General features: G+C 35.2%; 21 protein-coding genes and 1 riboswitch. Of the genes, 9 read left to right on the plus strand and 12 right to left on the minus strand.

All coding sequences use genetic code 11. The annotated features are described in order from the left end of the window. Positions 1–362 precede the first annotated feature (362 nt). Entirely contained in the window at positions 363–1,148 is a 786-nt protein-coding gene (locus C7D53_RS06445) for a YdcF family protein (protein WP_228422218.1), read from the plus strand. Between the two features lie 182 nt (positions 1,149–1,330). Here C7D53_RS06445 and C7D53_RS06450 read toward each other — a convergent pair whose 3' ends face one another. Continuing rightward, positions 1,331–1,726, minus strand: a complete 396-nt coding sequence (locus tag C7D53_RS06450) for a VOC family protein (protein WP_106915589.1) — start codon at positions 1,724–1,726, stop codon at positions 1,331–1,333. A 153-nt stretch (positions 1,727–1,879) separates the two neighbouring features. Here C7D53_RS06450 and C7D53_RS06455 point away from each other — a divergent pair, with 153 nt between their 5' ends. After that, complete coding sequence (locus C7D53_RS06455; RefSeq protein ID WP_106915590.1) at positions 1,880–2,416, plus strand: hypothetical protein; 537 nt, start codon at positions 1,880–1,882, stop codon at positions 2,414–2,416. Positions 2,417–2,435: 19 nt separating this feature from the next. Then, entirely contained in the window at positions 2,436–3,029 is a 594-nt protein-coding gene (locus C7D53_RS06460) for a hypothetical protein (protein WP_162926113.1), read from the plus strand. 115 nt (positions 3,030–3,144) lie between these two features. Here C7D53_RS06460 and C7D53_RS06465 read toward each other — a convergent pair whose 3' ends face one another. The 6 genes from C7D53_RS06465 to msrB all read right to left on the minus strand — a co-directional run bounded on the left by C7D53_RS06465 (position 3,145) and on the right by msrB (position 9,978). After that, a complete protein-coding gene (locus tag C7D53_RS06465; protein WP_106915592.1) occupies positions 3,145–4,443 on the minus strand; it encodes a glycoside hydrolase family 5 protein in 1,299 nt (432 codons plus the stop codon). Between the two features lie 85 nt (positions 4,444–4,528). Further along, positions 4,529–6,913, minus strand: a complete 2,385-nt coding sequence (locus C7D53_RS06470) for a TonB-dependent receptor (RefSeq protein WP_106915593.1) — start codon at positions 6,911–6,913, stop codon at positions 4,529–4,531. A 231-nt stretch (positions 6,914–7,144) separates the two neighbouring features. Next, on the minus strand, positions 7,145–7,957 hold the full coding sequence (locus C7D53_RS06475; RefSeq protein ID WP_106915594.1) for a ferritin-like domain-containing protein: 813 nt from the start codon (positions 7,955–7,957) through the stop codon (positions 7,145–7,147). Positions 7,958–7,981: 24 nt separating this feature from the next. Beyond that, a complete protein-coding gene (locus C7D53_RS06480) occupies positions 7,982–8,692 on the minus strand; it encodes a ferritin-like domain-containing protein (RefSeq protein WP_106916686.1) in 711 nt (236 codons plus the stop codon). A gap of 82 nt (positions 8,693–8,774) precedes the next feature. After that, a complete protein-coding gene (locus C7D53_RS06485; protein ID WP_106916687.1) occupies positions 8,775–9,344 on the minus strand; it encodes a fasciclin domain-containing protein in 570 nt (189 codons plus the stop codon). 118 nt (positions 9,345–9,462) lie between these two features. After that, on the minus strand, positions 9,463–9,978 hold the full coding sequence (msrB, locus tag C7D53_RS06490) for a peptide-methionine (R)-S-oxide reductase MsrB (RefSeq protein WP_106915595.1): 516 nt from the start codon (positions 9,976–9,978) through the stop codon (positions 9,463–9,465). Between the two features lie 48 nt (positions 9,979–10,026). Between msrB and C7D53_RS06495 the strand changes: the two genes are divergently transcribed. The 3 genes from C7D53_RS06495 to C7D53_RS06505 all read left to right on the plus strand — a co-directional run bounded on the left by C7D53_RS06495 (position 10,027) and on the right by C7D53_RS06505 (position 12,718). Beyond that, positions 10,027–10,638: an RNA polymerase sigma factor gene (locus C7D53_RS06495; protein WP_228422221.1), complete on the plus strand. Its 612-nt coding sequence runs from the start codon at positions 10,027–10,029 to the stop codon at positions 10,636–10,638. Between the two features lies 1 nt (position 10,639). After that, positions 10,640–11,452: an anti-sigma factor gene (locus tag C7D53_RS06500; RefSeq protein WP_106915596.1), complete on the plus strand. Its 813-nt coding sequence runs from the start codon at positions 10,640–10,642 to the stop codon at positions 11,450–11,452. 120 nt (positions 11,453–11,572) lie between these two features. Beyond that, positions 11,573–12,718, plus strand: coding sequence for a putative phage abortive infection protein (locus C7D53_RS06505; protein ID WP_106915597.1), 1,146 nt, complete (start codon positions 11,573–11,575; stop codon positions 12,716–12,718). 97 nt (positions 12,719–12,815) lie between these two features. On the opposite strand, the gene metE is transcribed toward C7D53_RS06505, so the two are convergent. Beyond that, positions 12,816–15,119: a 5-methyltetrahydropteroyltriglutamate--homocysteine S-methyltransferase gene (gene metE, locus C7D53_RS06510; RefSeq protein WP_106915598.1), complete on the minus strand. Its 2,304-nt coding sequence runs from the start codon at positions 15,117–15,119 to the stop codon at positions 12,816–12,818. A 172-nt stretch (positions 15,120–15,291) separates the two neighbouring features. Beyond that, positions 15,292–15,477, minus strand: a riboswitch (cobalamin riboswitch). A 191-nt stretch (positions 15,478–15,668) separates the two neighbouring features. Between metE and C7D53_RS06515 the strand changes: the two genes are divergently transcribed. Continuing rightward, complete coding sequence (locus tag C7D53_RS06515; protein WP_106915599.1) at positions 15,669–16,130, plus strand: Lrp/AsnC family transcriptional regulator; 462 nt, start codon at positions 15,669–15,671, stop codon at positions 16,128–16,130. A 66-nt stretch (positions 16,131–16,196) separates the two neighbouring features. On the opposite strand, the gene C7D53_RS06520 is transcribed toward C7D53_RS06515, so the two are convergent. Then, positions 16,197–16,481: a bacteriocin-like protein gene (locus tag C7D53_RS06520; protein ID WP_106915600.1), complete on the minus strand. Its 285-nt coding sequence runs from the start codon at positions 16,479–16,481 to the stop codon at positions 16,197–16,199. 436 nt (positions 16,482–16,917) lie between these two features. Between C7D53_RS06520 and C7D53_RS06525 the strand changes: the two genes are divergently transcribed. Continuing rightward, positions 16,918–17,706 carry an XRE family transcriptional regulator gene (locus C7D53_RS06525; protein ID WP_106915601.1) on the plus strand — a complete coding sequence of 263 codons (789 nt, stop codon included), beginning with the start codon at positions 16,918–16,920 and terminating at the stop codon, positions 17,704–17,706. 114 nt (positions 17,707–17,820) lie between these two features. On the opposite strand, the gene C7D53_RS06530 is transcribed toward C7D53_RS06525, so the two are convergent. The 3 genes from C7D53_RS06530 to C7D53_RS06540 all read right to left on the minus strand — a co-directional run bounded on the left by C7D53_RS06530 (position 17,821) and on the right by C7D53_RS06540 (position 20,836). Beyond that, positions 17,821–19,215 (minus strand): alkaline phosphatase, encoded by a 1,395-nt coding sequence (locus tag C7D53_RS06530; RefSeq protein WP_106915602.1) that lies wholly within the window; start codon positions 19,213–19,215, stop codon positions 17,821–17,823. A gap of 77 nt (positions 19,216–19,292) precedes the next feature. After that, complete coding sequence (locus C7D53_RS06535; RefSeq protein WP_106915603.1) at positions 19,293–20,492, minus strand: GTP-binding protein; 1,200 nt, start codon at positions 20,490–20,492, stop codon at positions 19,293–19,295. Between the two features lie 5 nt (positions 20,493–20,497). Further along, positions 20,498–20,836, minus strand: coding sequence for a MerC domain-containing protein (locus tag C7D53_RS06540; protein ID WP_106915604.1), 339 nt, complete (start codon positions 20,834–20,836; stop codon positions 20,498–20,500). Positions 20,837–20,923: 87 nt separating this feature from the next. Here C7D53_RS06540 and C7D53_RS06545 point away from each other — a divergent pair, with 87 nt between their 5' ends. Continuing rightward, positions 20,924–21,313: a Fur family transcriptional regulator gene (locus C7D53_RS06545; RefSeq protein ID WP_106915605.1), complete on the plus strand. Its 390-nt coding sequence runs from the start codon at positions 20,924–20,926 to the stop codon at positions 21,311–21,313. Positions 21,314–21,401 lie beyond the last annotated feature (88 nt).

The following is a 21,401-nucleotide window of genomic DNA, read 5'->3' on the forward strand; positions in this document are numbered from 1 at the left end:
GCAGATTTCGGAGATCACGCAGATTTTAGAAAGCATAACAGGAATCTGCTATATCAGCTTAATCAGCGAGCGATTTCTTAGTACATTAAATATTTTCACGCAGATTCCGGGGATTACGCAGATTTTAGAAAGCATAACATGAATCTGCTATATCAGCTTAATCAGCGAGCGATTTCTTAGTACATTAAATGTTTTCACGCAGATTTCGGAGATCACGCAGATTTTAGGATGCATAAGTATCTGTTTAATTAGTAAGAATATATTTCTGACAGATCATGGGAGTAGATTGAGGAAAGGGACTCAGTAAATTGTCATATCTTTGGAAATTCAATGTTTTCTATACATTAATCAATAGTATCCGAATGATGAAATTTTTACTAGACTTTTTATTCCGCATTTTTCAGCTTTTTACAGAACCTTATTTCTTATTATTTCTTGCAATTGTTATCATTGTTTTGTTGAAAAGAAAAAATAGGCTTAAAAATCTGAGAACAGGAATCTGTATATCAGTAGTTGTTGTTGTCATCATGATAGGAAATGGTTTTTTGGGCAAACTTACGTCAGAATATTTGCAGAAAAGTTATCTCAAAAATGCAGAGATTAAGCATTCCACTTCTCAAAATCCTGTTATTGTAGTTCTGGGTGGCGGAGTTGTAGATATTGACAATACAGAAAAACTACATACAATGTCTTATTCCAGAATTGTTACAGCCTATCAGTTGTATCATGAATTTCGTAAGAATAATGAACCTTGCAAAATATTAATTTCAGGAAAAGGAAGAGGACGTATCAGTGAAGCTGAATTATTCCGTGAAAACTTTAAAAGCATGGGGGTACCGGATTCTGATATTATAAAGGAAGATAAAAGTATGAATACCTACCAAAATGCAAAATTTTCCGACAAAATACTAAAACAAATATCTCCCTCCAGTGTATATCTGGTTACTTCCGGTTTTCATATGAAAAGATCTGTTTCTCTGTTTCAGACATTTGGATTAAATCCCGTTCCGCAGGCATCAGACTTTATAGATACTGAGATAACGATATTTCCTAACAGCTATAATGCGGCATTTACTTTTGTTATGCTTAAAGAGGTATTGGGAATATGGCAGGTACAGCTATATAACAGCCTTGGACTTAATAAATAGTAGGTCCGGCTGAGCCTAAAAAGTGGTAAAAAAGTCAATAATAAGACATTTTTATAGAAAAGTTATTAGAGGCTCAAATAAGCTGTCTATTTTCATTCAGTACCTATGCTATCTGATTGATAATTAACGCTGTAAATTGATTTTTTTTTGAATTTTAGAGCAAAAATCAATATTTGAGATCTTTACATATGAAATACATTGAATTTATGTCCGTCCGGATCAGCAAAGACAAAGCCGTAATAGTTGTTTCCAAAGCTTTCGGGAGGGGAGATGATTTTTCCGCCTGCTTTTTCAACTTCCTCGGCCCATAGATCGGTTTGTTCCTTGCTTTCTGCTGAAAGGGTGAATATAATTTCATTGGAGCTTTGAGAATCACCAAAGTTTACATTCTTTACATTGGTTTCTATAATATTTTTTAGAAAGAAATGAATAACAAAATCTTTTTCACCTACGAAAAAGCTTACCAATTCATTAGAACTGTTCGGATTATTGGGCTTAAATCCCAGTTCTGTATAGAACTTCTGCGTACGCTCTAAATTGGATACTGCAAAATTTGCCCAAATCATTTTTGGTTTCATATAATTATTTTTTTGGTTAGGATAAAATTACAGTCTTTCTCGACAATAGAAATTGCCATGTGACAAGATTTTGTATTTTTAATGAGCAGAAAGCAGGAGTGTCGTTACTGTAAATTGAATTTAACATAATATATCGAGAAAATTGTACATTTAATGAAGACGTTAAGAGATGAAATAGAGCCGGATATGGAAACCGCAGAAAAGCGATATCCAGAAGTTTTGAGGCTTATCTTAGAATATACTGACCAATGTGATGAAGAGGGTGATGAGGACAATAGTAAATATAAACGATTGGAAGACAGGCTTCATGCTATGACAGGGAAAGAGATGTCTCTGTATAATCTATGGGAATGGTGGGAAGGTGATGGGGCTGAAAATCTGGCTTTTGATATCAGTTTACCTGATCCTAAGATCGTGAATGAGATCACTAAGGATGAATTGGCCGAAATTGTAAGAAGAATACATTCTTTTGAAATTCCTGATCCGGACGATAAGTCATTTAAGGCACAGTTTTACAGCTATATATGCTTTGGAAATGGTTATTATTCAGCGTTTTTGAAGCTAAACTGTAAAGGATATAATGTCAGGTTATTTCAGTCTCATAAAGATAAAAATGGGAATTATTCTGAGTACAGCAAGGAGGAAATAACGGATCATCTTTGGAATGGCGGCATGGTTGGGAAAGAATAATTATAGAAAAAACAAGACAATGAACGGGAATATTATACATAAAATCAATAATTTAGGTGGAAATACAGGTGCAGTAAACACAGACAAAAATTTTGCTGAAAATTGGCAGAATATCAGATTTCCTCATCATCTTTATGATAAAGACTGGGACGTTTACGGAATTGATGATTTTTACAATGAACATAAGGATCTGTATACAAGTCAACCTGAAAAGTTTTATGAAAATCTACTGAAGGATTATTTTTCAGATCATGAGCTGCCATACGGGCAATATTTTTTCAGAGATTGGTTTTTTACGCCTTTTAAGGAAGGTACGAACGATCAGGAAGAATTTGACGGACTTATTGATGAAGATATTATACAAGAAAATGTAAAAATTTCTAAGCCGGATTTTATCTGCATATTTTACTCATATGGATATCCGGATCATTTTTTTATTTGTACAGAAGATCCTGAGCAATCTAATCCGACAGTTTACAGCACAGACCATGAAGTATATTTTGATGAAATTGAAAATGAGGGCAGCCTGCAGGAATTTCTGGATAGATTTATGACCAAGGAAGAGTTTCTAGACGTTGTAAAGGAATATCTGGGAGGAAAACAAAGCAAATAAGGATTTTGGGTAGGATTATACCCCTTTTTCGACATATTATATTAATCCTATAATTTATATTATGTTAAATAGAATATATTTCTCATTCAAAATGAGAAACTTAAAGTTGAATCTATTATTTATTTTTTAAGCTATTAGTAATTACTTTCCAAAGACGATTATTTTTATTCTCTTCGTAAAGCTTGACAGGAAATTTACCCTCCTTAACTATGTCCCAATAAGTCCAATGCACATTTTTATCCCCTAATTCATAATCCATTTTATCCCAATTGTCCTCCCTGAAGCTATAAAAAGCCCAATGCCATTTATTTTCATCAAAAATTTCTATCATATCTTTTAGATATTTTTCAGCATCTGGGTTAGTTCTGTACACTCCAAATTCACCCACTAAAATACGGTTGGATGGTATATTATTTCTTTTTTGGAAATCATTAACAGGACTTAAAAACTTTATCATAGTTTCTTTATTCCACTCAATGCTCTTAGCATCTTGTAGCTCTCCTGTAGGGATCATTCCGGGATAATTATATTTACATTTTTCTGCAATACCGGCCTTAGACGTTTCTCCTGTTTTGGTACCATCAATTTTATTGCAATTAGGACGACTGGCATAATTATAAGGTTCATATGAATGAAATGAGTAAAGGATATTTGGGTCATTATTACCATTTTCATCTTTTATAGCCTCTAAAATTTTAAATGCCCAAGGTGTAGCAAAGAATCCTGAATCTAAAACGATAGGAATATCCTTATCTACTTCTCTTATTGCAGAAACTACTTTCTTGTAGAAAAGATTTAAATCTTGAGGCGTTCCCTTGATTTTTTCATTCCATTGTTCATAATTTTCAGTAAACCAATCGTTAAACGGAATTCCTTTTGCCCTTTCTGGTGAAGGCTCGTTTCTAATATTTATAGCAACTATTCCTTTATGACCTTTTAATTCTTGTGCTAATTCTTTCCAAAAAGCAATGGCATCATCCTGTGCTTTAAAATCTTCCCAAATTTTTCTTTCTTCTTTTTCTCCTTTAGCATGTTGTGACCATCTTGAATGTGGCAGACTAAGCATAGTAAGTATTACAGGTACGTCTTCTTTATAGGCAATATCTAATATACTTTTTAAATATTTAGTATCAGCCTCAATGGCAGTTTTAGAAGGATTGTCTTGGGTTCCGATCAAAAAATTACCTTTCTTATTTTTTGGGACTCCTATTTGCCATTTATTAGGAGCCATTCTTACAAAAGAGATGTTGATTTCTTTAGCTGACTTAAAACGCTCCTGCTTTTCTACTTCATTAAAAAAATTAGTCCCTTTCTTTTGACTTTCCCAAAAGTCTATTGGCTTATTATACTGTACGGGTTGTGCAGATAGTTTATATGAAAATATTAAGAGGAAGAAAATTACTACTTTAAGCATATCCTAAGGTCGTTTTTGTTTAAAATATATAGACAAAGATAATAAATCATAATCCGCTGATATAATTTCTATATCAGCGGATTATTTATATAGTAACTTTCACACCAACCGAAATATTAATTCCAGGAAGCGGACTAATAAATTTTAATTGTGAATTCTGAAGCCTTGCTTCTGAGTTTAGCAGATTATTTCCTATAATATAATACTCTATTTCACCTATATTCAAACTGTTGTCTTTATAGGCAATACGAGCATTTAAAAGTGAAAATGCAGGCATTGGAAGTTCCGGATTGATATTTTTTCCCAGATATTTTTGCTTTAAATAATGATCTAATGAAACATTAATATTTAGTTTCTGTAAAGTTCCGGTAAGACTGAAGCCAAAACGGCTGGTTGGCATATTGGGCATATAATCTCCGTCACTCCATTTTCTTATTGAGCTGTCTGCAGTGCTGATGTTTCTTACCAGATCATAATACCCTCCTATCTCCCACTTTCCAAATTTTTGAAGATCTGCTTTGTAGGCTGCTTCGGCTTCAATTCCGTTCACTTCAGTATCGTCAGAACGCCATTCTTTTACCAAGAAAACTTCTCTGGAAATGCCGGTATGCGCAAGGTAGATATAGTTTTTATATGTGGTATGATACCAATTGGCAGATAATCGGATATTTTTTAAATTAAGCCCACCTCCTATTTCAAATGTTTTTGCCGTTTCTTTATCCAGGCTGTCATCACCGTTTTCTTCCGTCAGAATTGCAAAATGATTGTTTCCTGCATAGAGCTCATTTATTTCCGGAGCCCTTTCCGAGTGATTATATTGTACCTTTAAGTAAGCCTTTTTAAAGATATTCCACTGAGATCCAATATGGAACTGATGAAGGGTAAAGTTTCGGTCAGAAAGTTTACCACCGGAAAGCCCTCGACTTCGAACGTATTTTTGATCTGCATCGGCCCTTCTTTGTACATGATCATTTCTATAGCCCAGATCAAATTCAATACTATTAAAATCAAGATGCTGCAGGGTAAAAATTCCAATTTCACGGCTGATATTATTAGGTAAGTATCTCTGGGTTCCAGTGCCTTCCATGTCTCTGTATTGTACTTCAAGTCCTGTGGTTCCGGTTAAAAACTTTAATTTCTTTTGTGCAAGTTCCAGTCGGCCATTATGTTGGCTTACAGTAAATTGATTGGCACGGTAACGGTCCAGAAGCTCTGCATTTTTTGAAAAGACCCCCATATAGTTAAGTTTGATACTGGAAATTGGAAAATGGTTGAATCTATATACAGATTCCAGCATAGCTTTATGAGATAAACTTCTTACATTAATCGGTAGATACTCTATTTTTTGCTGAGGCTTGCCATGAGAATGTTCCGGCATTTTAGCAATTGCATAGCCAGGGACGCCGAAGTATGAGTATGAATTTTGATAAGCTCCTCCTGCATAAAATGATTTACCTATATAACTTGTACCTACATAAAATGAATTGCTCTCTGAATGGCTGTTGGGAATGACGCCGTCTTTTGTCTGTACATAATCTCTGATACCATTGACCTCGCTTCTGTAACGGTCTTTTACAGGGTCTTGTCCGGAAACGTATTGATCATTTTTGGGATTAGGATAATTTTTTCCATCTGAGGGATTGTAATAAGTTGGGCTGAAGGTATAAAGATCATCTTCAGACAATTCATATTCTATCATATGGTCTTTGGCAAACTGACTGATGTAAGGGAAAAGACTTTTGTTCAAGACCCTTCTTGAATCAACATCTACCTGGCACAACGACTGCAAAATACTGTTGAAGCCCATAAGACCCGGATCGTAGCATCTGCTGTCTTTTGATTTTCCTGGAATCCTGACGATTTCCTGCTTCTGATTGGCAGCTCCTACCGTCCATACCCAGTTTTTAGCAATTGTTCCTCTAGCTGAAAATGCCTGTTTCTGCCCGCTATTGCTTCCTCCTTCAAGAAGCGCGCGGAAGTTTAGTTTTTTTGAAGGTAATTGTCGGGCTACATAATCCGTTTCAATATCAATAGCTCCTCCAATCGCTTTTCCACCATATAATACGGAGGCAGAGTTTTTATAAATGTTGATACTCTGTACATTACTCATTGCTACATCTGTATTGAAGTCGGGGCTTATTCCTGAAAGGTCATTGACTGCAGTTCCATTTTCCAGTATTCTCACCCTGTTTCCACTTAGACTTCGAATGATGGGAGCTCCTGAATTGGGCCCATACCCTGAATTTTGAATACCCGGGATTTTGCTTAATGTTTCTCCAAGGGTATTTGACTGAATAAAATCCAGTGTCTTTCTGGAAATATTTACCGAATTTCGATTCAATTTTCCCTGTACCTGAACAGACTCAATGTCTTTTATTACTTTTTTTTCCGGATCATTTTTTTGGGCTTTTAAAATGGAAGGGCAATAAATAAGAGAGCTCCCCATCAAAAAAAACATGGTTTTTTTCATGTGCATATACTTTAATAATCCGGCAAAGCTATATAATTAAATTCTTTAATGCAACCTTGTTGCTTTATTGGTTTTTAATATTAATTCATTTGTAGAACTGTATTCTTGTATAATTAATTGATTTTTAACACTGTATAAGTGTCTTTTTGAAAATAAAAAAACCGCTCTTTTCAGAGCGGTGGAAAACTTGATCATGAGACTTTGCGTAAAATCTCCATTAAACATAATGAACTATACAATAAACAGAGAGGCTATCGTCTGCGCATCGCTGCCACTTAATATTTCGTCATATGCAGCAGAACCTGCCGCTGCTCCAAATAAGGTACTTGTATTGTAACCTGCCTGGTTAATATTATCTTCTCCGGCATAGACAGGATTGGTTGCTGATGGCATATTTCCTCCGTTGGCAAGCTCAATCCAACCTTTATTGGCCCTCATTCTTCTCACCTGTGAAGCGTGTCTTGCTTCTACAGAGTGAATTTGTAAAGCTGCCTGAAGAACAACTTTGTTTGACATTACATTTCCTGCTTGTCCTTTATAGGCCCTTACACCTGTATCTTCAAAAGCCTGAGCCAATACAAGAAACTGACTGTAATCTGTAAAAGGAGAAAAATTCCCACCGGCGGTAAAATCGAAAGTAGGCTTGGCTCCAGGTGTTGTTCCCAAAGAAGTAAGGGTACTTTTTAGAAAACCGACATGGGCTGATTCATGTTTTGAAATCTGCATAAATACTGCTCTGTCCGCATTAGGGATCAGTCCTGCTGTAGATAATCCTATGCTGTAATATTCATTTTCAAGATATTCCAGTACCAGAGCTAGTTGCAAGGCATCAGTTAAGGTACTTTTTAAAGCAAATCCTGTTACATTTGTCTTTGTTGTTTCGGCTTTTGTAGTAGCCATTAGACTTCCTAATCCAAGCGGTACAGCTGCTATTGCTGCTTTTTTTCCGAATAATGATATATCCGTAATCGTTTCCAGTCTTGAAGCTTCTGTGGTAAAGAATTTATCGTGAGAAAGCTTATCTAGTAATCTAAGAATGTTCATAATGTAATTTTTAAGGGTGAATGATTAGTTTATGCCTCTTTCTTTCCAGGTAAAGCGTGTTTTTATAAACCCGCCGGCTGCCATAACGATATCTTTTGGTTCTTTAGCAAGATCCAGCCCGTTAGCATCTATAACATCATCTCCTGAAAAATCAGCAGATCCGGGATTGATTAAATTTCTAATGGCTGAAGCATGTCTGGCCTCTACTGAAACTATTTTACCGGCGATAACAAGGTAAGCTGGGTTTGAAATGTATTTTCCGGCACCATTGTATGCCGCTACCCCTGTATCTTCCAACGCTTTGGCTGTAGCCAGTACAGAGTTTCTGTCATTAAAATTTACATTAGGATACTGAAATTCAAGCTTAGGCAGCACATGGTTTGTGGCACCGGTAATAGCCGCCTTGAAAAAGTCACGGTGGATGACTTCATGATGGTAAAGATCTGTAAATACTTCTTTTTCTATACTGGAAATGCCGGTATAGAAATTATTGACCACTTTGGTATAAAAATCTGCTTCTAGCTGTTCAAGAGCGTATGCATAGTTTAGTATGCCTACGTCGCCGGTTCCCAAATCATAGATTTCATCATTTATAATCTGAAAATCATCGTTGTTATCACATCCTACCAAGGTAAGGCCTGCAATAGCCAATCCTACTCCACTTAATTTTAAAAAGTTTCTTCTGCTTGTATCAAGAGTTACTCCTTGATTAGAAACATGAATCGTTTTTTTCATAATATTAATTTTTAGTGTTAGGTTAATGTTAAGAAGAGAAAACAGCATATTGTGATATGCTGTTTTTTAAATCTCAGGGATATTAAGGCATCAAAACTGTATCTATTACATGAATCACTCCATTAGACTGGTTCACATCTGCGATGGTTACTTTTGCACTGTTTCCTTTAGCGTCTTTCACATATAGGTCTTTACCCTTTGTCCAAAACGTAAGTTCTTCACCTTGTACTGTTTTCATCATACTTTTTCCGTTTCCTGCTTTTACGGCAGCCCATATTTCTTTAGCACTGTATCTTCCTGGCAGAACATGATACGTTAGTATGGTGGTTAATGTTGCCTTATTTTCAGGCTTTACAAGGTTTTCTACCGTTCCTTTCGGAAGTTTTGCAAACGCTGCATCTGTAGGAGCCAGTACAGTAAAAGGTCCTGCACCCTGTAATGTTTCTACAAGACCGGCAGCTTTTACTGCTGCTACAAGAGTTTTGTGATCTTTAGAATTTACAGCGTTTTCAATAATGTTTTTGGACGGATACATAGGAGCCCCCCCTACCATTACTGTTGTTTCTTTCATCGTTTGTGCTGTTACCTTCCCGCTAAAAGCAAATGATAAAACTACCATTGCTAAAACTGTGAGTTTTGATTGTGTGTTCATTGTGTTGATTTTTTTATTTATTATACTTAATTGTGCTTTTAATGTCATTTACGAGGTGGATTCTATTTTAGATTGAAAAAAAATGAAATTTTATATAACTAATTGATTACGTGTGTTTTTATTTTTTATCAGGTACGAATTCAAGGCAGATAGAGTTCATGCAGAATCGTTTTCCCGTTGGTTTGGGACCATCATCAAACATATGTCCAAGATGAGAGTCACATCTTCCACATAGAACTTCTGTACGTTCCATATGATGAGAAGTATCTTTTCTGTATCTGACATTGTTTTTTCGGATAGGCTGATAAAAAGAAGGCCAGCCGCAGGTTGTTGCAAATTTGGACGTAGAAAGGAAAAGAGCATTGCCGCAAACAGCACAATAGTACATTCCTTTTTCATCGAATTCATTATATTTTCCGGTAAAAGCCGTTTCTGTGGCTCCTTCTCTGGCAACCTGATAGAGTTCAGGCTTTAAAACTTTCTTCCATTCAGAATTGCTTACTTTCAATAAGTTTTGTGCTGTATGTGAATAATAGGGATTTGTAATTTTAAAAAGAGAGCTTTGTGCCTTATATATTCCGGTAGATAAAGCAATACAGAAGATAAATATTGCTTTTGAAATTATATTTTTCATATTTTATATTTTTTAACTATTTCCTAATAATCATGTACGAAATAAAAGATGATCTGGATTTTATTGTCAATATGTTTTATTTTGTTACATTTGGATGGAAAAATAAAAGCTATTAAAACAACCTATTCTGAAGAAGAACTTATCGTTTTATTAAAAGAAAAAAACGAAAACGGTTTTCATTATCTGTATGACCACTATTCTGGTGCGTTGTACGGGATAATTCTTCGAATTGTTCAGTCTAAAGAATATACAGAAGAAATAATTCAGGATGTTTTTGTTAAAATATGGAATTCTATCCATCAATACGATGCTTCTAAAGGACGGTTTTACACTTGGATGATCAACATTGCCCGAAATACGGCTATAGATTATTTAAAGTCGAAAGGATTTCAGAATGAACTTAAAAACCAATCACTTCCGGATTTCGTATATAATACTGCAGAGCTTTCAACAGTCAATGATTCATCCGATTATATCGGGTTTAATAACGTGCTTGAAGGCCTGGAGGTTGATAAGCAGGAACTTATCAATATGGCTTATTATCAGGGATATACCCAACATGAAATATCCGAAAAACTGAAGATACCGCTGGGAACCGTGAAAACGAAAATGCGGAATGCACTGATGAAATTAAAAGATTTGTTAAAAGACTATCAATAAATTGAACACTAAAGAATACATATCATCCGGAATTATAGAATCTTATATTCTAGGCCATGCTTCTCCCGAGGAAGCAGGTATTTTGGAGTGTGTGATGAAGAATAATGCTGAAGTAAAAGCTGCTTTTGAAGAAGCGCAAAAAACTTTGGAAAATCTTGCTACGGCTCAGGCTGTAACACCTCCAAGTGATTTGAAATCTAAAATTTGGAATAAAATTCAACAGGAACAGATTGTTGAAGAGGAAAAACCATCCCTTCCTATTCCTTCTCCTGTTGGTAAGCCTTTGGAAGAAAATATCAGAGTTCAAAGCAATAACAATTGGAAAACCTTAGGTATTGCTGCTTCTGTTTTATTTTTAGGAAGTATTGCTGGCAATCTTTTTTGGGTTAACAAACAATCTGAAAGTCAGAAAGAAATTGCAAAAATGAAGACTGACAAACAGTCTCAGGAGGTTACCATGCAGAAAATGAATCAAAAATTGGCGATGTTTTCCAATCCTGATATGCAAATGGTGATGCTAAAAGGAGTAGAGAAACATCAGGATGCTAAAGCAATGGTTTTTTGGGATAAAAAAACAAAAGAAGTTTATCTGAATGCTGAAAATCTTCCCAAGGCACCGGAAGGAATGCAGTATCAACTTTGGGCAATTGCAGACGGGAAACCTGTAAGTGCAGGAATGTATACCCAAGATAAAGACAGTTTGATTGCGTTGGCTAATATTTTAAATGCGCAGGCTTTTGCCATTACTCTTGAAAAAGAAGGGGGAAGCCCCGTTCCTACTATGGAAAATATGTACGTGATGGGAGGAGTATAAAAATTATGGTGTATTAAATTTAGTATAGCATAAGAACACACAGTCTTGCTGAATAATATTATTATTTTATAGAAGTTTACAATTTTTTGAGAATAATTTATATTTGGCAAAATTTCTACTGTGAGAGACAAAAAAAACTTAATAATTGTGAAATTTAAAAGATTAATTACTTCGGGTTGGTCTCTTTTGGGGGCTTTTATTTTATTATTTGGTATTGCTGCTATTTTTATTATAAAACTTTCATCATGGGCAATTTCTCAATATTATCAATTTATTAGCCAACCTAGAGTATTTGATGTTTCTACTACCGGTCAAATTGGAGATACTATTGGGGGGACTACTGCACCATTTATCGCTCTTTTTGCTGGTTTTCTAACCTTTATTGCTTTTTGGGTTCAATTTAAAGCTAATATTGAGGTTCAAAACCAATTTAAAATACAACAGTTTGAGTCACAGTATTTTGAGATGATTCGCCTTCATAAGGAAAATATAAATGAAATGAAAATAACTGGATATAGTTATTTAATGTCTACATCTTATGAAACAAAGAACCCCGAAGAAAATAAGACGATAACAAAGACCCAAATTGAAAGGACTATTGATGGAAGAAAAACGTTTGTATCTATGGTAAAAGAATTAAATGCTTGTTTTTCTTTCTGTGAAGATATTGGAAATCGGTTAGGAGTACCAAAAGATAAAATTCTTATTATTGCTTATAGAATTTTCTTTTTTGGTTCGTTTTCCTCTTTGATTGATTATAAAGAATATGATGATTTTATTGTAGCTTGTAGGGAAAAACTAAAGGAAGTACGTACTATACATAAAGAAACTTTTGGAGGAAAGAAAGATTTTGAAATTAATAATAATAAGGTTGACTTACATATTAAGTATGCGCCTTTTACTGGTCATGAATCCCGTTTAGCGCATTATTATAGACACTTATTTAGTACAGTTAAGTTTGTTGTTCAAAAAGAAAAAGAAAATCTTTTTACTTATAAACAAGCAAGAGATTATTTGAAAATTTTACGTGCTCAAATGTCTAATGATGAACAAATCTTGCTTTATCATAATTATATTTCTGGAGTGGGCGTAGACTGGGAAGGTAAAGCAAATTTTTTTCTATCTAAATATCGTATGTTACATAATTTGCCAATTGATAGAGTAAAGCATGTGGAAGCTCCTAGAAAGCATTTCAAACAAAAAATTATCGAAATAAATAAAATATCTAAATCAGATCCAATGTTTGAATGGGGTGATAAAGATTGATCCTCTACAGGATTATGATTTTTTTGATTTTAAATTATAATAAAAAAGCATCCATCAGGATGCTTTTTTTATTGATATACAATTGGAAAGTTAAGTTTTAAATTGAATATTCAACAGCAGCCTCCTTGGCAGCGGCAACCATTGCAATTAAAGCTTTTTCAGTTTCTTCCCAATGTCTGGTTTTTAATCCACAGTCAGGGTTTACCCAAAGCTGATGAGCAGGAATTACATCCTGAGCTTTTTTCAGAAGTTCTATCATTTCTGTTTTTGACGGAACTCTTGGTGAGTGAATATCATAGACTCCAGGACCTATTTCATTAGGGTATTTAAAATCTGCAAAAGCATTTAAAAGTTCCATTTGGGAACGGGAACATTCTATGGTAATAACGTCTGCATCCATATCAGCGATATTTTTAATAATATCATTGAACTCCGAATAGCACATATGAGTATGAATCTGAGTAGCGTCTTCCACTCCACTTGCCGATATTCTAAAGGCTTCTACAGCCCATTTCAGATAATTCTGCCATTCCGTTTTTCTTAAAGGAAGACCCTCTCGTATAGCAGGTTCATCAATTTGAATAATTCTGATTCCTGCTTTTTCAAGATCTACCACTTCATCCCGAATGGCCAAGGCAATCTGCTTACAGGTTTCGAAGCGGGGTTGGTCATCACGTACAAAAGACCACTGTAGAATGGTAACAGGACCTGTTAACATCCCTTTTACCCACTGATTGGTTTGTGACTGCGCATATTGAGACCAGTAAACCGTCATAGGTGCAGGGCGGGAAACATCCCCGAAAATGATTGGAGGTTTTACACATCGGCTTCCATAGCTTTGTACCCAACCGTTTTTGGTAAATACAAATCCCTCAAGTTGCTCACCGAAGTATTCTACCATATCATTACGTTCAAATTCTCCGTGAACCAGAACGTCAATTCCAATTTCTTCCTGCCAGCGGATGGTTCTCTGGGTTTCTTCCTTCAACAAGGTATCATACTGCTCTGCAGTTAATTCTCCTTTTTTGAACTTGGCCCTCCAGCTTCTTACTTCGGTAGTTTGAGGAAATGATCCAATGGTTGTGGTAGGAAATAATGGCAATTGTAATGCCTGCTGCTGCTCTTCTCTACGGGCTTGGAATGGATTTTTTCTCTGTGCTTCCTTTTCAGTAACTGCTTTAGATCTTTGTTTTACAATCTCATTATGGATAAGAGAAGACGTTTTCCTGCTGGAAACCGCTTTTTTATTTTCCTCAAAATCATTAATAATATCCTGATTTTCTGTTCCTGAGGCCAATTCCTTAAGGGTAACAACTTCTTTTACCTTCTGTTTGGCAAAGGCCAGCCAGTTTTTAATTTCAGAGTTGAGATTGGTTTCAAAGTCTAAATCGCATGGAGAATGAAGCAATGAGCATGATGGAGCAACAAATACTCTTTCTGAACCTAATTTTTCAATGGTTTTATTGATAAAGGCCAAGGAATTTTCATAGTCATTTTTCCAGATGTTTCTTCCATCTACAAGTCCCAGCGATAAGATTAGGTCTTCAGGAATAGAATTGATGGCCTCTTCTAATTGCTCAGGATTTCTTACCAAATCAATATGTAGAACATTTACTGGAAGTGAAACAGCGAGAGAAAGATTGTCCTTTAATCCGTCAAAATAAGTGGTCACTATGAATTTCAATTTTGGAAACTGCTTTCTAAGTTCGGAGTAAACAGCAATATAAGTTTCCTTTGCTTTTTCTGTAATATCCAGGGAAAGAAATGGTTCATCAAATTGAATCCACTCTGCGCCTTGTTCCTGAAGTTTTGATAAAATCTCAGTGTAAACAGGAAGAATATTGGGGGCAAGATCCAGTTTGTCAAATCCCTCTTCTTTTTCTTTTCCTAAAAGTAAATAAGAAACCAACCCGATAATCACTGGTTTTGCATTAATTCCAGCCTGTTTAGCTCCTGCAAATTCATTGAATATTTTACTTGAGGTAAGCTTAAATTGTTGATTTTTATAGAATTCAGGCACAATATAATGGTAATTGGTATCAAACCACTTGGTCATTTCCATGGCGGTAATATCCAGTCCGTCTTTTTGATATCCTCTTGCCATTGCGAAGTAAAGATCCAACTCCGAGTTGTTCCTTTTCAGTGCAACTTCATGATAGCGCGTAGGAATCGCTCCTACAATAAGGCTCATATCCAATACCTGATCATAGTAGGAAAAATCATTACAGGGAATTAAGTCTACCCCTGCTTCTTTCTGAATATTCCAGTTCTGGTTGCAGATATTTCTTCCCACAGTAAGAAGTTCTTCTAAAACGATTTTGCCCGACCAATATTGCTCGCAGGCTTTTTTGAGTTCTCTTTTGCTACCAATACGCGGATAGCCTAGAATGTGTGTTTGCATTTTTAAACTTTTAATTAAACTTTTTGTTAAAAGTCCTTTGAAATGCTTCGTAATGTTTTACGGATAAGAAAGTTTTGATATACTATGATATAGGTAGCATGTGCCATTAATCCTTGGAAAAATGCACTATTCTACATCATCTGTATGACTCAAAAGCTTCAGCCCGCGAAAGCATTGTCATTCAGTAAAGGCAGGTCTCCTGACTTGTAACAGTTTCCGTCATCCTTCCCGCTTTTGGCAGTGGATATCCAAGGACAGAAACTTTTGGGGTGTTACTTACAGTTGCGCGACAGCTCGTGATTCTCACACGATTCCCTATTAATCTACCTTAAGTAAAACCTTTCCTGTTTGATGAAGTATATAAAGAACTGTTTTTACCAGCCTCAAATGAGTAATGGTAAAAGATTTTAATTTTGTGTAAAATTAGTGATACAGAATATATTTACAATTGTTTAGTATTTATTAAGCAAATAAAACTTTATAAATTACATTTAAAAGAATATAATTCTGTAATTTTGGTTGATTTTTAAATTAAAAGAATAATATTCTGTGGAACAACTTGATGATAAGGACCTGAATTTACTGAGACTGCTTCAGAACAATTCAAAATTGACCGTTAAAGAGCTGGCTAAGGAAATAAACCTTTCTCCATCACCTGTCTTTGAAAGGGTGAAAAGACTTGAACAGGAAGGCTATATTAAAAGATATGCTGCTGTTTTGGATGCCGAAAAACTCAATCGTGGATTTACGGTTTTTTGCCAGATCAAATTAAAGATTCATGACCGGTCTGTAGGATATGATTTTGTAAAGGAAATTCTGGAAATTGAAGAAGTGGCAGAATGCTACAATATCTCCGGAGATTTCGATTTTCTTTTGAAAGTGCAGGTTCGGGATATGAAACATTATCAGGATTTTGTATTCAACAAACTTGGCTCTGTAGATTCTATTGGAAGTACCCATAGTACATTTGTAATGGCTGAAGTTAAAAATAACCATGGTCTGACAATATAAATATTTTCCATAAAAAAACCGCTCTGGAAAGAGCGGTATACTTTTTAAGTGCTTGTTTCGTTTTTCTTAGCAAGTAGATCCACATTCAAGTAACTTGATGTGAATTACACCGTTAACAACGCATTGAGTTTGACATAATGCATTACCTACAACGGTACCTACACCACCAACAACGCCACCAACTACACCGCCTACGCCACCTACAACTCCTCCTACTACACCACCTAGGCCGCCGACAACGCCACCAATTACACCTCCAATACCACCAATTAGTCCTCCGATTGGATCAAGTAATCCGTTTCCTGAAATAGTTTTTAGTTCGTTTCTGTCTAGTTTTTTGAAATTTTTCATGATTAAAATTTTATATGATTAATACATCACAAATATATGACAAATAAGCATATGTAGATATTTTTTTGAATAAAATAATTAAATAATTTTATAATTTAATATTTCGTTAATATAATTGTTATTTTATGAATATTCCGTTTTTTAATATATCTGTTTGATTTTCTAAATGTTAAAAAACATATTTCAACTTGGTAATTTTAGAGTTAATTTTTTTAACACAATTGATGTTTTATTAGGATTAATAACCTTAGTGTCCCAAAAGACATGTTTTGATCCGGAAGTCAGTGATTTAGAAGACTAAAAGAAGATTTTTGCAGTCTATTTTTAGCAATATTAATCGGACAGAAGTTGAAATTCTTTACTTTTTAGGGTAAAACCGATTCTGGCCATTGATAACGGAGTCAAAATTTGTATTTTTGCCTACATACTTGTATCAATGTCAATTTTTTCAAATAATATACGCTTTTTAAGAGCCAAGAGAAAGCTCTCTCAACAAAATGTTGCCGACGAGCTTCTGATCTCCAGAGTGAGATATTCCAAATATGAAAACGGAATTTCAGAACCTCCAATTGAGCTTCTGATCAAAATATCAAAATATTTTCATGTCAGTATTGATCTTATGTTGTCTGTAGATATTCAGAAATATCCAATGGATGAAATGCTGAAGCTTCCTGATAACAGAATTGTTCTTCCGGTGGCTGTTGACGATCTTGGAAATGATACGATAGAAATTATTCCACAGAAAGCATCTATGGGATATCTGGAGGGATATAGTGACGTGGAATATATAGAGAGCCTTCAAAGAATTGCACTACCCTTTTTAACCAATGGGAAGTACAGGGCTTTCCCTGCAGATGGAGATTCTATGCCTCCATTTAGAAGCGGTTCTTTTATTGTAGGGAAATATGTAGAAGGAATTGATGAGCTAAAGCCAGGAAAAACTTATGTTTTCATTACCCTGAATGATGGGATTACTTATAAACGCTTTAAGGAGAAGAAAGGAAATTCTATAAGCGTAAGTGCTGATAATTCTTTTTATGAGCCATATGATATTCCGTTTGAAGATGTTGTAGAAATCTGGCAGTATGCTTCGGGTATTTTCCCTGAAGATTTTGAACCCGGAGATTATGAGAGCTATAACTTTAAGGAGATGTTCCGTGAATTGAGACAAGACATTAAAGATCTTGATAAAAAGGTTTCCGGACGTCGTAAAAAGTCTTCATAGATTATAAAAAACAATATTTAATCTGAAAAATAAACAGGCTATTCAATATTTTGGATAGCCTGTTTTTAAAAACCTGTTAAAAATGTAAAATATGTGTTTAAAAATGTTTTCTTTTTATAGGGAAGAAGCTTTCAACATTAAATAATGCAGATCTGTATTTTTAATGAAGGGCTGCAAAAGTTCACTTCCGGGACCATAGGCCGCTACTTCTACATAATCCCCTGAATGGTCCATACTGATCCACCCTACCGAATTTCTGCTTTTCTGAATTTCAGAATAAAGTTTAAACGGTAATTTCTTGTAATTATAAAGTCCTTCTTCCTTTTCAAGTCCATTGTAAAAGCTCAATAAATGTTTGGCTTCATCATCATTCAAAATAATCTTGTTGCCCTCATATATCCAGTCTTTAATATCCTTAATGGAAAAGTCCTTGTGGATTTTATTCAGAATATATTCATTGGTGTACTGATACGCTGAGATACTGTTGAAATTAGTGGTCGCGTCTGAACCGTAAATAGTACCAGGATTGGCATTTCCGTGATCTGTAGTGATGATGACCAATGTATTTCCATCTTTTTCGGCAAAATCCATTACTGTCTTCACGGCTTCATCAAAAGCAAGCTGATCATGAATGAGCGCGGCTACATCGTTAGCATGAGCTGCCCAGTCTACTTTTCCTCCCTCTATCTGGAGAACAAAGCCTTCCGGATGTTCCTTCATCTGATCAATGGCAACGCTCGCCATTTCTGCCAAGGTTGGTGTATTTTTAAACTCAGCGAGGTTGTTTTTATCGATGGTATAAGGCAATGCTCCCGTACTGAAAATTCCTAAAACTTTTTCTCCCTTCTTAATGGATTTAAGGTCATTACGATTCTTGAAAATTTGATATTTCTTTTCCTTGTATACGGAATAAAGGTCTTTTTTATCCTCCCTTTTATCGGGGTTGAAAAATTCATCTCCACCTCCCATTAAAACATCTATTCCCAGATCTACATACATCTCAGCGATCTGAGGTTCTGCATTTCTTTTCGCAGAGTTTACACAAAAACCTGCAGGAGTGGCATGGGTAGCAGTAACTGTAGTTACACAGCCTGCTTTCTTACCTGCCTTTTTAAATTTTTGCCATATAGGAATATGCTTTTCACCATTTGCCCCCATATTCAAAACTCCATTCTTTACTCTTATTCCTCCTCCGAATGCAGAACTTGCAGCTGCAGAATCCGTTACAATTGAGCTGGCCGAAGCAGTGTCCATTAAAGCCCGTGAAACTTTTTTCTCATGATACAGGTTGAGCCAATTGCTCCCTTTTCCCAGAATATTTCTTGAATAAAGATCAGCCATTGATAGAGTTCCAAGACTCATTCCGTCACTGACCATAAATATGATGTTTTTTGCTTTCCCAATTTTAGGTAGGTCTGTATTTCTCCCGGAGCCCCAAAGTTCCAAAGGTGAGAGTGATAACAATCCTGAAAGTAATACTGAACCTTTTAAAAATTTTCTTCTGTCCATAGCTTAAAAAAATAATGCTCTAAGGTATTGCATATATTAATCTATCGTAACTTAGTTGCGTTAATAAATGGTTAATTCTAAATGTTTTGCGGAAAAGGGTCTTCAAAATCCTGCTTTTGATCCATTCGTTTTTTATCCTGATCATTGATGAGACAATTCTTAAGGTCCTGTGACATTTGATCTTGATTGATATTTTGTCCGATAAAAACAAGTTCATTGATTCTGTCACCCCAGTTCTTATCCCATCTGCTTTCTATAAACTCCTGATTCTCTATAAATGCGGCATATCGTATTCTTTGATTCATGGGCATACTTCCCCACCATACTCCTGCTTTTTCCAACCGAAATGAACCTCCCGCCTGAGAAAAATTGAGGGCATCATCAGGTCTGGAAGCCATCCAGAATAAACCTTTTGCCCTTAGTATTCCCTCAGGATAATTGTTGAGATACTCCCAAAGTCTCATAGGATGAAACGGTCTTTTATCTCTGAATACGAAAGAACTGATTCCATATTCTTCAGTTTCCGGAGTGTGGTGATCGGATTGAAGTTCTTTTTGCCATCCTGCAGAAGCCTGTGCTTTATCAAAATTGAAAAGTTGTGTATTTAAAATGTATTGCGGATCTACTTTACTAAATTCTGACTGAAGAATTGTAGCTTCCGGATTCAGTTTTTTTATGGCTGATTTTAGAAATCCAAGTGTTTCCGGATCCACAAGATCTGTTTTATTTAAAATGATGATATTGGCAAATTCAATCTGATCAGTAAGAAGATTTACAATAGTACGATAGTCACCCTCCATATCCGTAAGATCACGATCCAGCAGCCGTTCATTGGACGCAAAGTCTTTCATGAAATTGAATGCATCTACAACAGTCACCATAGTATCAATATAGCTGAAACGCGAAAGATCAATACCACTTTCTTCATCAATATAGGTAAAAGTCTGGGCTACGGGAATGGGTTCACTAATTCCGGTACTTTCAATCAGAAGATAATCAAAACGATTTTCATGGGCTAAGCGTTCTACTTCTACCATCAGATCTTCTCTGAGCGTACAGCAGATGCATCCGTTACTCATTTCTACCAGCTTCTCTTCTGTTCTGGAAAGGGTATTTTGATTTTCAACCAATCGTGCATCAATATTAACTTCACTCATGTCGTTAACAATCACTGCGACTTTTAATCCTTGCTTGTTATGCAGAACGTGGTTCAGTAAAGTTGTCTTTCCGGCTCCAAGAAAGCCGCTGAGTACCGTTACAGGGAGTTTTTTCGTCATGTATTCTAATGTTTATGATTTTTAAAATTGATGATATGCCCTGTTATTAAACCAATAGCTCCAGCATAAATCAATGGAAGATGGATTTCAAACAATAAATCTGTTAAAACCGAAACTGAGATGAGAAGAATAGATGCCCAAAACAAAAATTTCAACCAGAAATTGGTCATGTGCCTTGTTATTCTAAAAACAACCAATGCCCCAATCACAAGGAAAGCCAAATCAATATAGGGGTTATGTGATATTCCCAAAGGAATGATTAGCAATAATGGGAAAACAATACAATGAATAAGACATAAAACGGCAGCTGAAATTCCAACAGCATCAAGAATTTTTGATTTCATAAAACATAGGATTTAAATTTCTTATCGTAACTTTGTTGCAAATGTAAATATAAAAACCCAAATAACGCAACTTTGTTGCATTAAAATATGAAACAGGTAAGAAATACACACGCAAAAACTGAAATTTTAAACCTTATAAATCATTCTGACATAGCTTTAACTCATTCTGATATTCAGAAAAAGCTTGGAGATCTTTGCAACAGAGTTACGATATACAGGGTGTTGGAAAGGCTTGAAAATGAGGGATCTATTCATAAGATTGTTAACGTTGACGGTGTTGTGAATTTTGCAAAATGCAGTGGCAAATGCACGCATGAACAGCATTTTCATAATCATGTTCACTTTAACTGTAAAAAATGTCATTCTGTGACCTGCATTGAGAATGCTATTCCTGAAATTAGTCTTCCGGATCATTTTGTGGCTGAGGAATACAACTTTGTGATTAGCGGAATTTGCCCTAAATGTACAAATACATAACTCTTTTACTGTTTAATTTAATAATTGAAAAGGTAAATGGTGATATAAAAAAAACCTCTCTAAACTTATGCTTAGAGAGGTTTTTTAT

The organism is Chryseobacterium aurantiacum (assembly GCF_003020585.1).
In the GTDB taxonomy this organism is placed as follows: Bacteria; Bacteroidota; Bacteroidia; order Flavobacteriales; family Weeksellaceae; genus Chryseobacterium; species Chryseobacterium aurantiacum.

Excerpts from the sequence above, each read along its gene's own strand:
- C7D53_RS06470 (WP_106915593.1), bottom strand. The coding sequence starts at position 6,913 with ATGAAAAAAACCATGTTTTTTTTGATGGGGAGCTCTCTTATTTATTGC.
- C7D53_RS06540 (WP_106915604.1), bottom strand. The coding sequence starts at position 20,836 with ATGAAATCAAAAATTCTTGATGCTGTTGGAATTTCAGCTGCCGTTTTA.
- C7D53_RS06450 (WP_106915589.1), bottom strand. The coding sequence starts at position 1,726 with ATGAAACCAAAAATGATTTGGGCAAATTTTGCAGTATCCAATTTAGAG.
- C7D53_RS06520 (WP_106915600.1), bottom strand. The coding sequence starts at position 16,481 with ATGAAAAATTTCAAAAAACTAGACAGAAACGAACTAAAAACTATTTCA.
- C7D53_RS06465 (WP_106915592.1), bottom strand. The coding sequence starts at position 4,443 with ATGCTTAAAGTAGTAATTTTCTTCCTCTTAATATTTTCATATAAACTA.
- C7D53_RS06460 (WP_162926113.1), top strand. The coding sequence starts at position 2,436 with ATGAACGGGAATATTATACATAAAATCAATAATTTAGGTGGAAATACA.
- C7D53_RS06525 (WP_106915601.1), top strand. The coding sequence starts at position 16,918 with ATGTCAATTTTTTCAAATAATATACGCTTTTTAAGAGCCAAGAGAAAG.
- C7D53_RS06495 (WP_228422221.1), top strand. The coding sequence starts at position 10,027 with ATGATCTGGATTTTATTGTCAATATGTTTTATTTTGTTACATTTGGAT.
- metE (WP_106915598.1), bottom strand. The coding sequence starts at position 15,119 with ATGCAAACACACATTCTAGGCTATCCGCGTATTGGTAGCAAAAGAGAA.
- C7D53_RS06535 (WP_106915603.1), bottom strand. The coding sequence starts at position 20,492 with ATGACGAAAAAACTCCCTGTAACGGTACTCAGCGGCTTTCTTGGAGCC.
- C7D53_RS06485 (WP_106916687.1), bottom strand. The coding sequence starts at position 9,344 with ATGAACACACAATCAAAACTCACAGTTTTAGCAATGGTAGTTTTATCA.
- C7D53_RS06545 (WP_106915605.1), top strand. The coding sequence starts at position 20,924 with ATGAAACAGGTAAGAAATACACACGCAAAAACTGAAATTTTAAACCTT.
- C7D53_RS06530 (WP_106915602.1), bottom strand. The coding sequence starts at position 19,215 with ATGGACAGAAGAAAATTTTTAAAAGGTTCAGTATTACTTTCAGGATTG.
- C7D53_RS06475 (WP_106915594.1), bottom strand. The coding sequence starts at position 7,957 with ATGAACATTCTTAGATTACTAGATAAGCTTTCTCACGATAAATTCTTT.
- C7D53_RS06480 (WP_106916686.1), bottom strand. The coding sequence starts at position 8,692 with ATGAAAAAAACGATTCATGTTTCTAATCAAGGAGTAACTCTTGATACA.
- C7D53_RS06445 (WP_228422218.1), top strand. The coding sequence starts at position 363 with ATGATGAAATTTTTACTAGACTTTTTATTCCGCATTTTTCAGCTTTTT.
- C7D53_RS06455 (WP_106915590.1), top strand. The coding sequence starts at position 1,880 with ATGAAGACGTTAAGAGATGAAATAGAGCCGGATATGGAAACCGCAGAA.
- msrB (WP_106915595.1), bottom strand. The coding sequence starts at position 9,978 with ATGAAAAATATAATTTCAAAAGCAATATTTATCTTCTGTATTGCTTTA.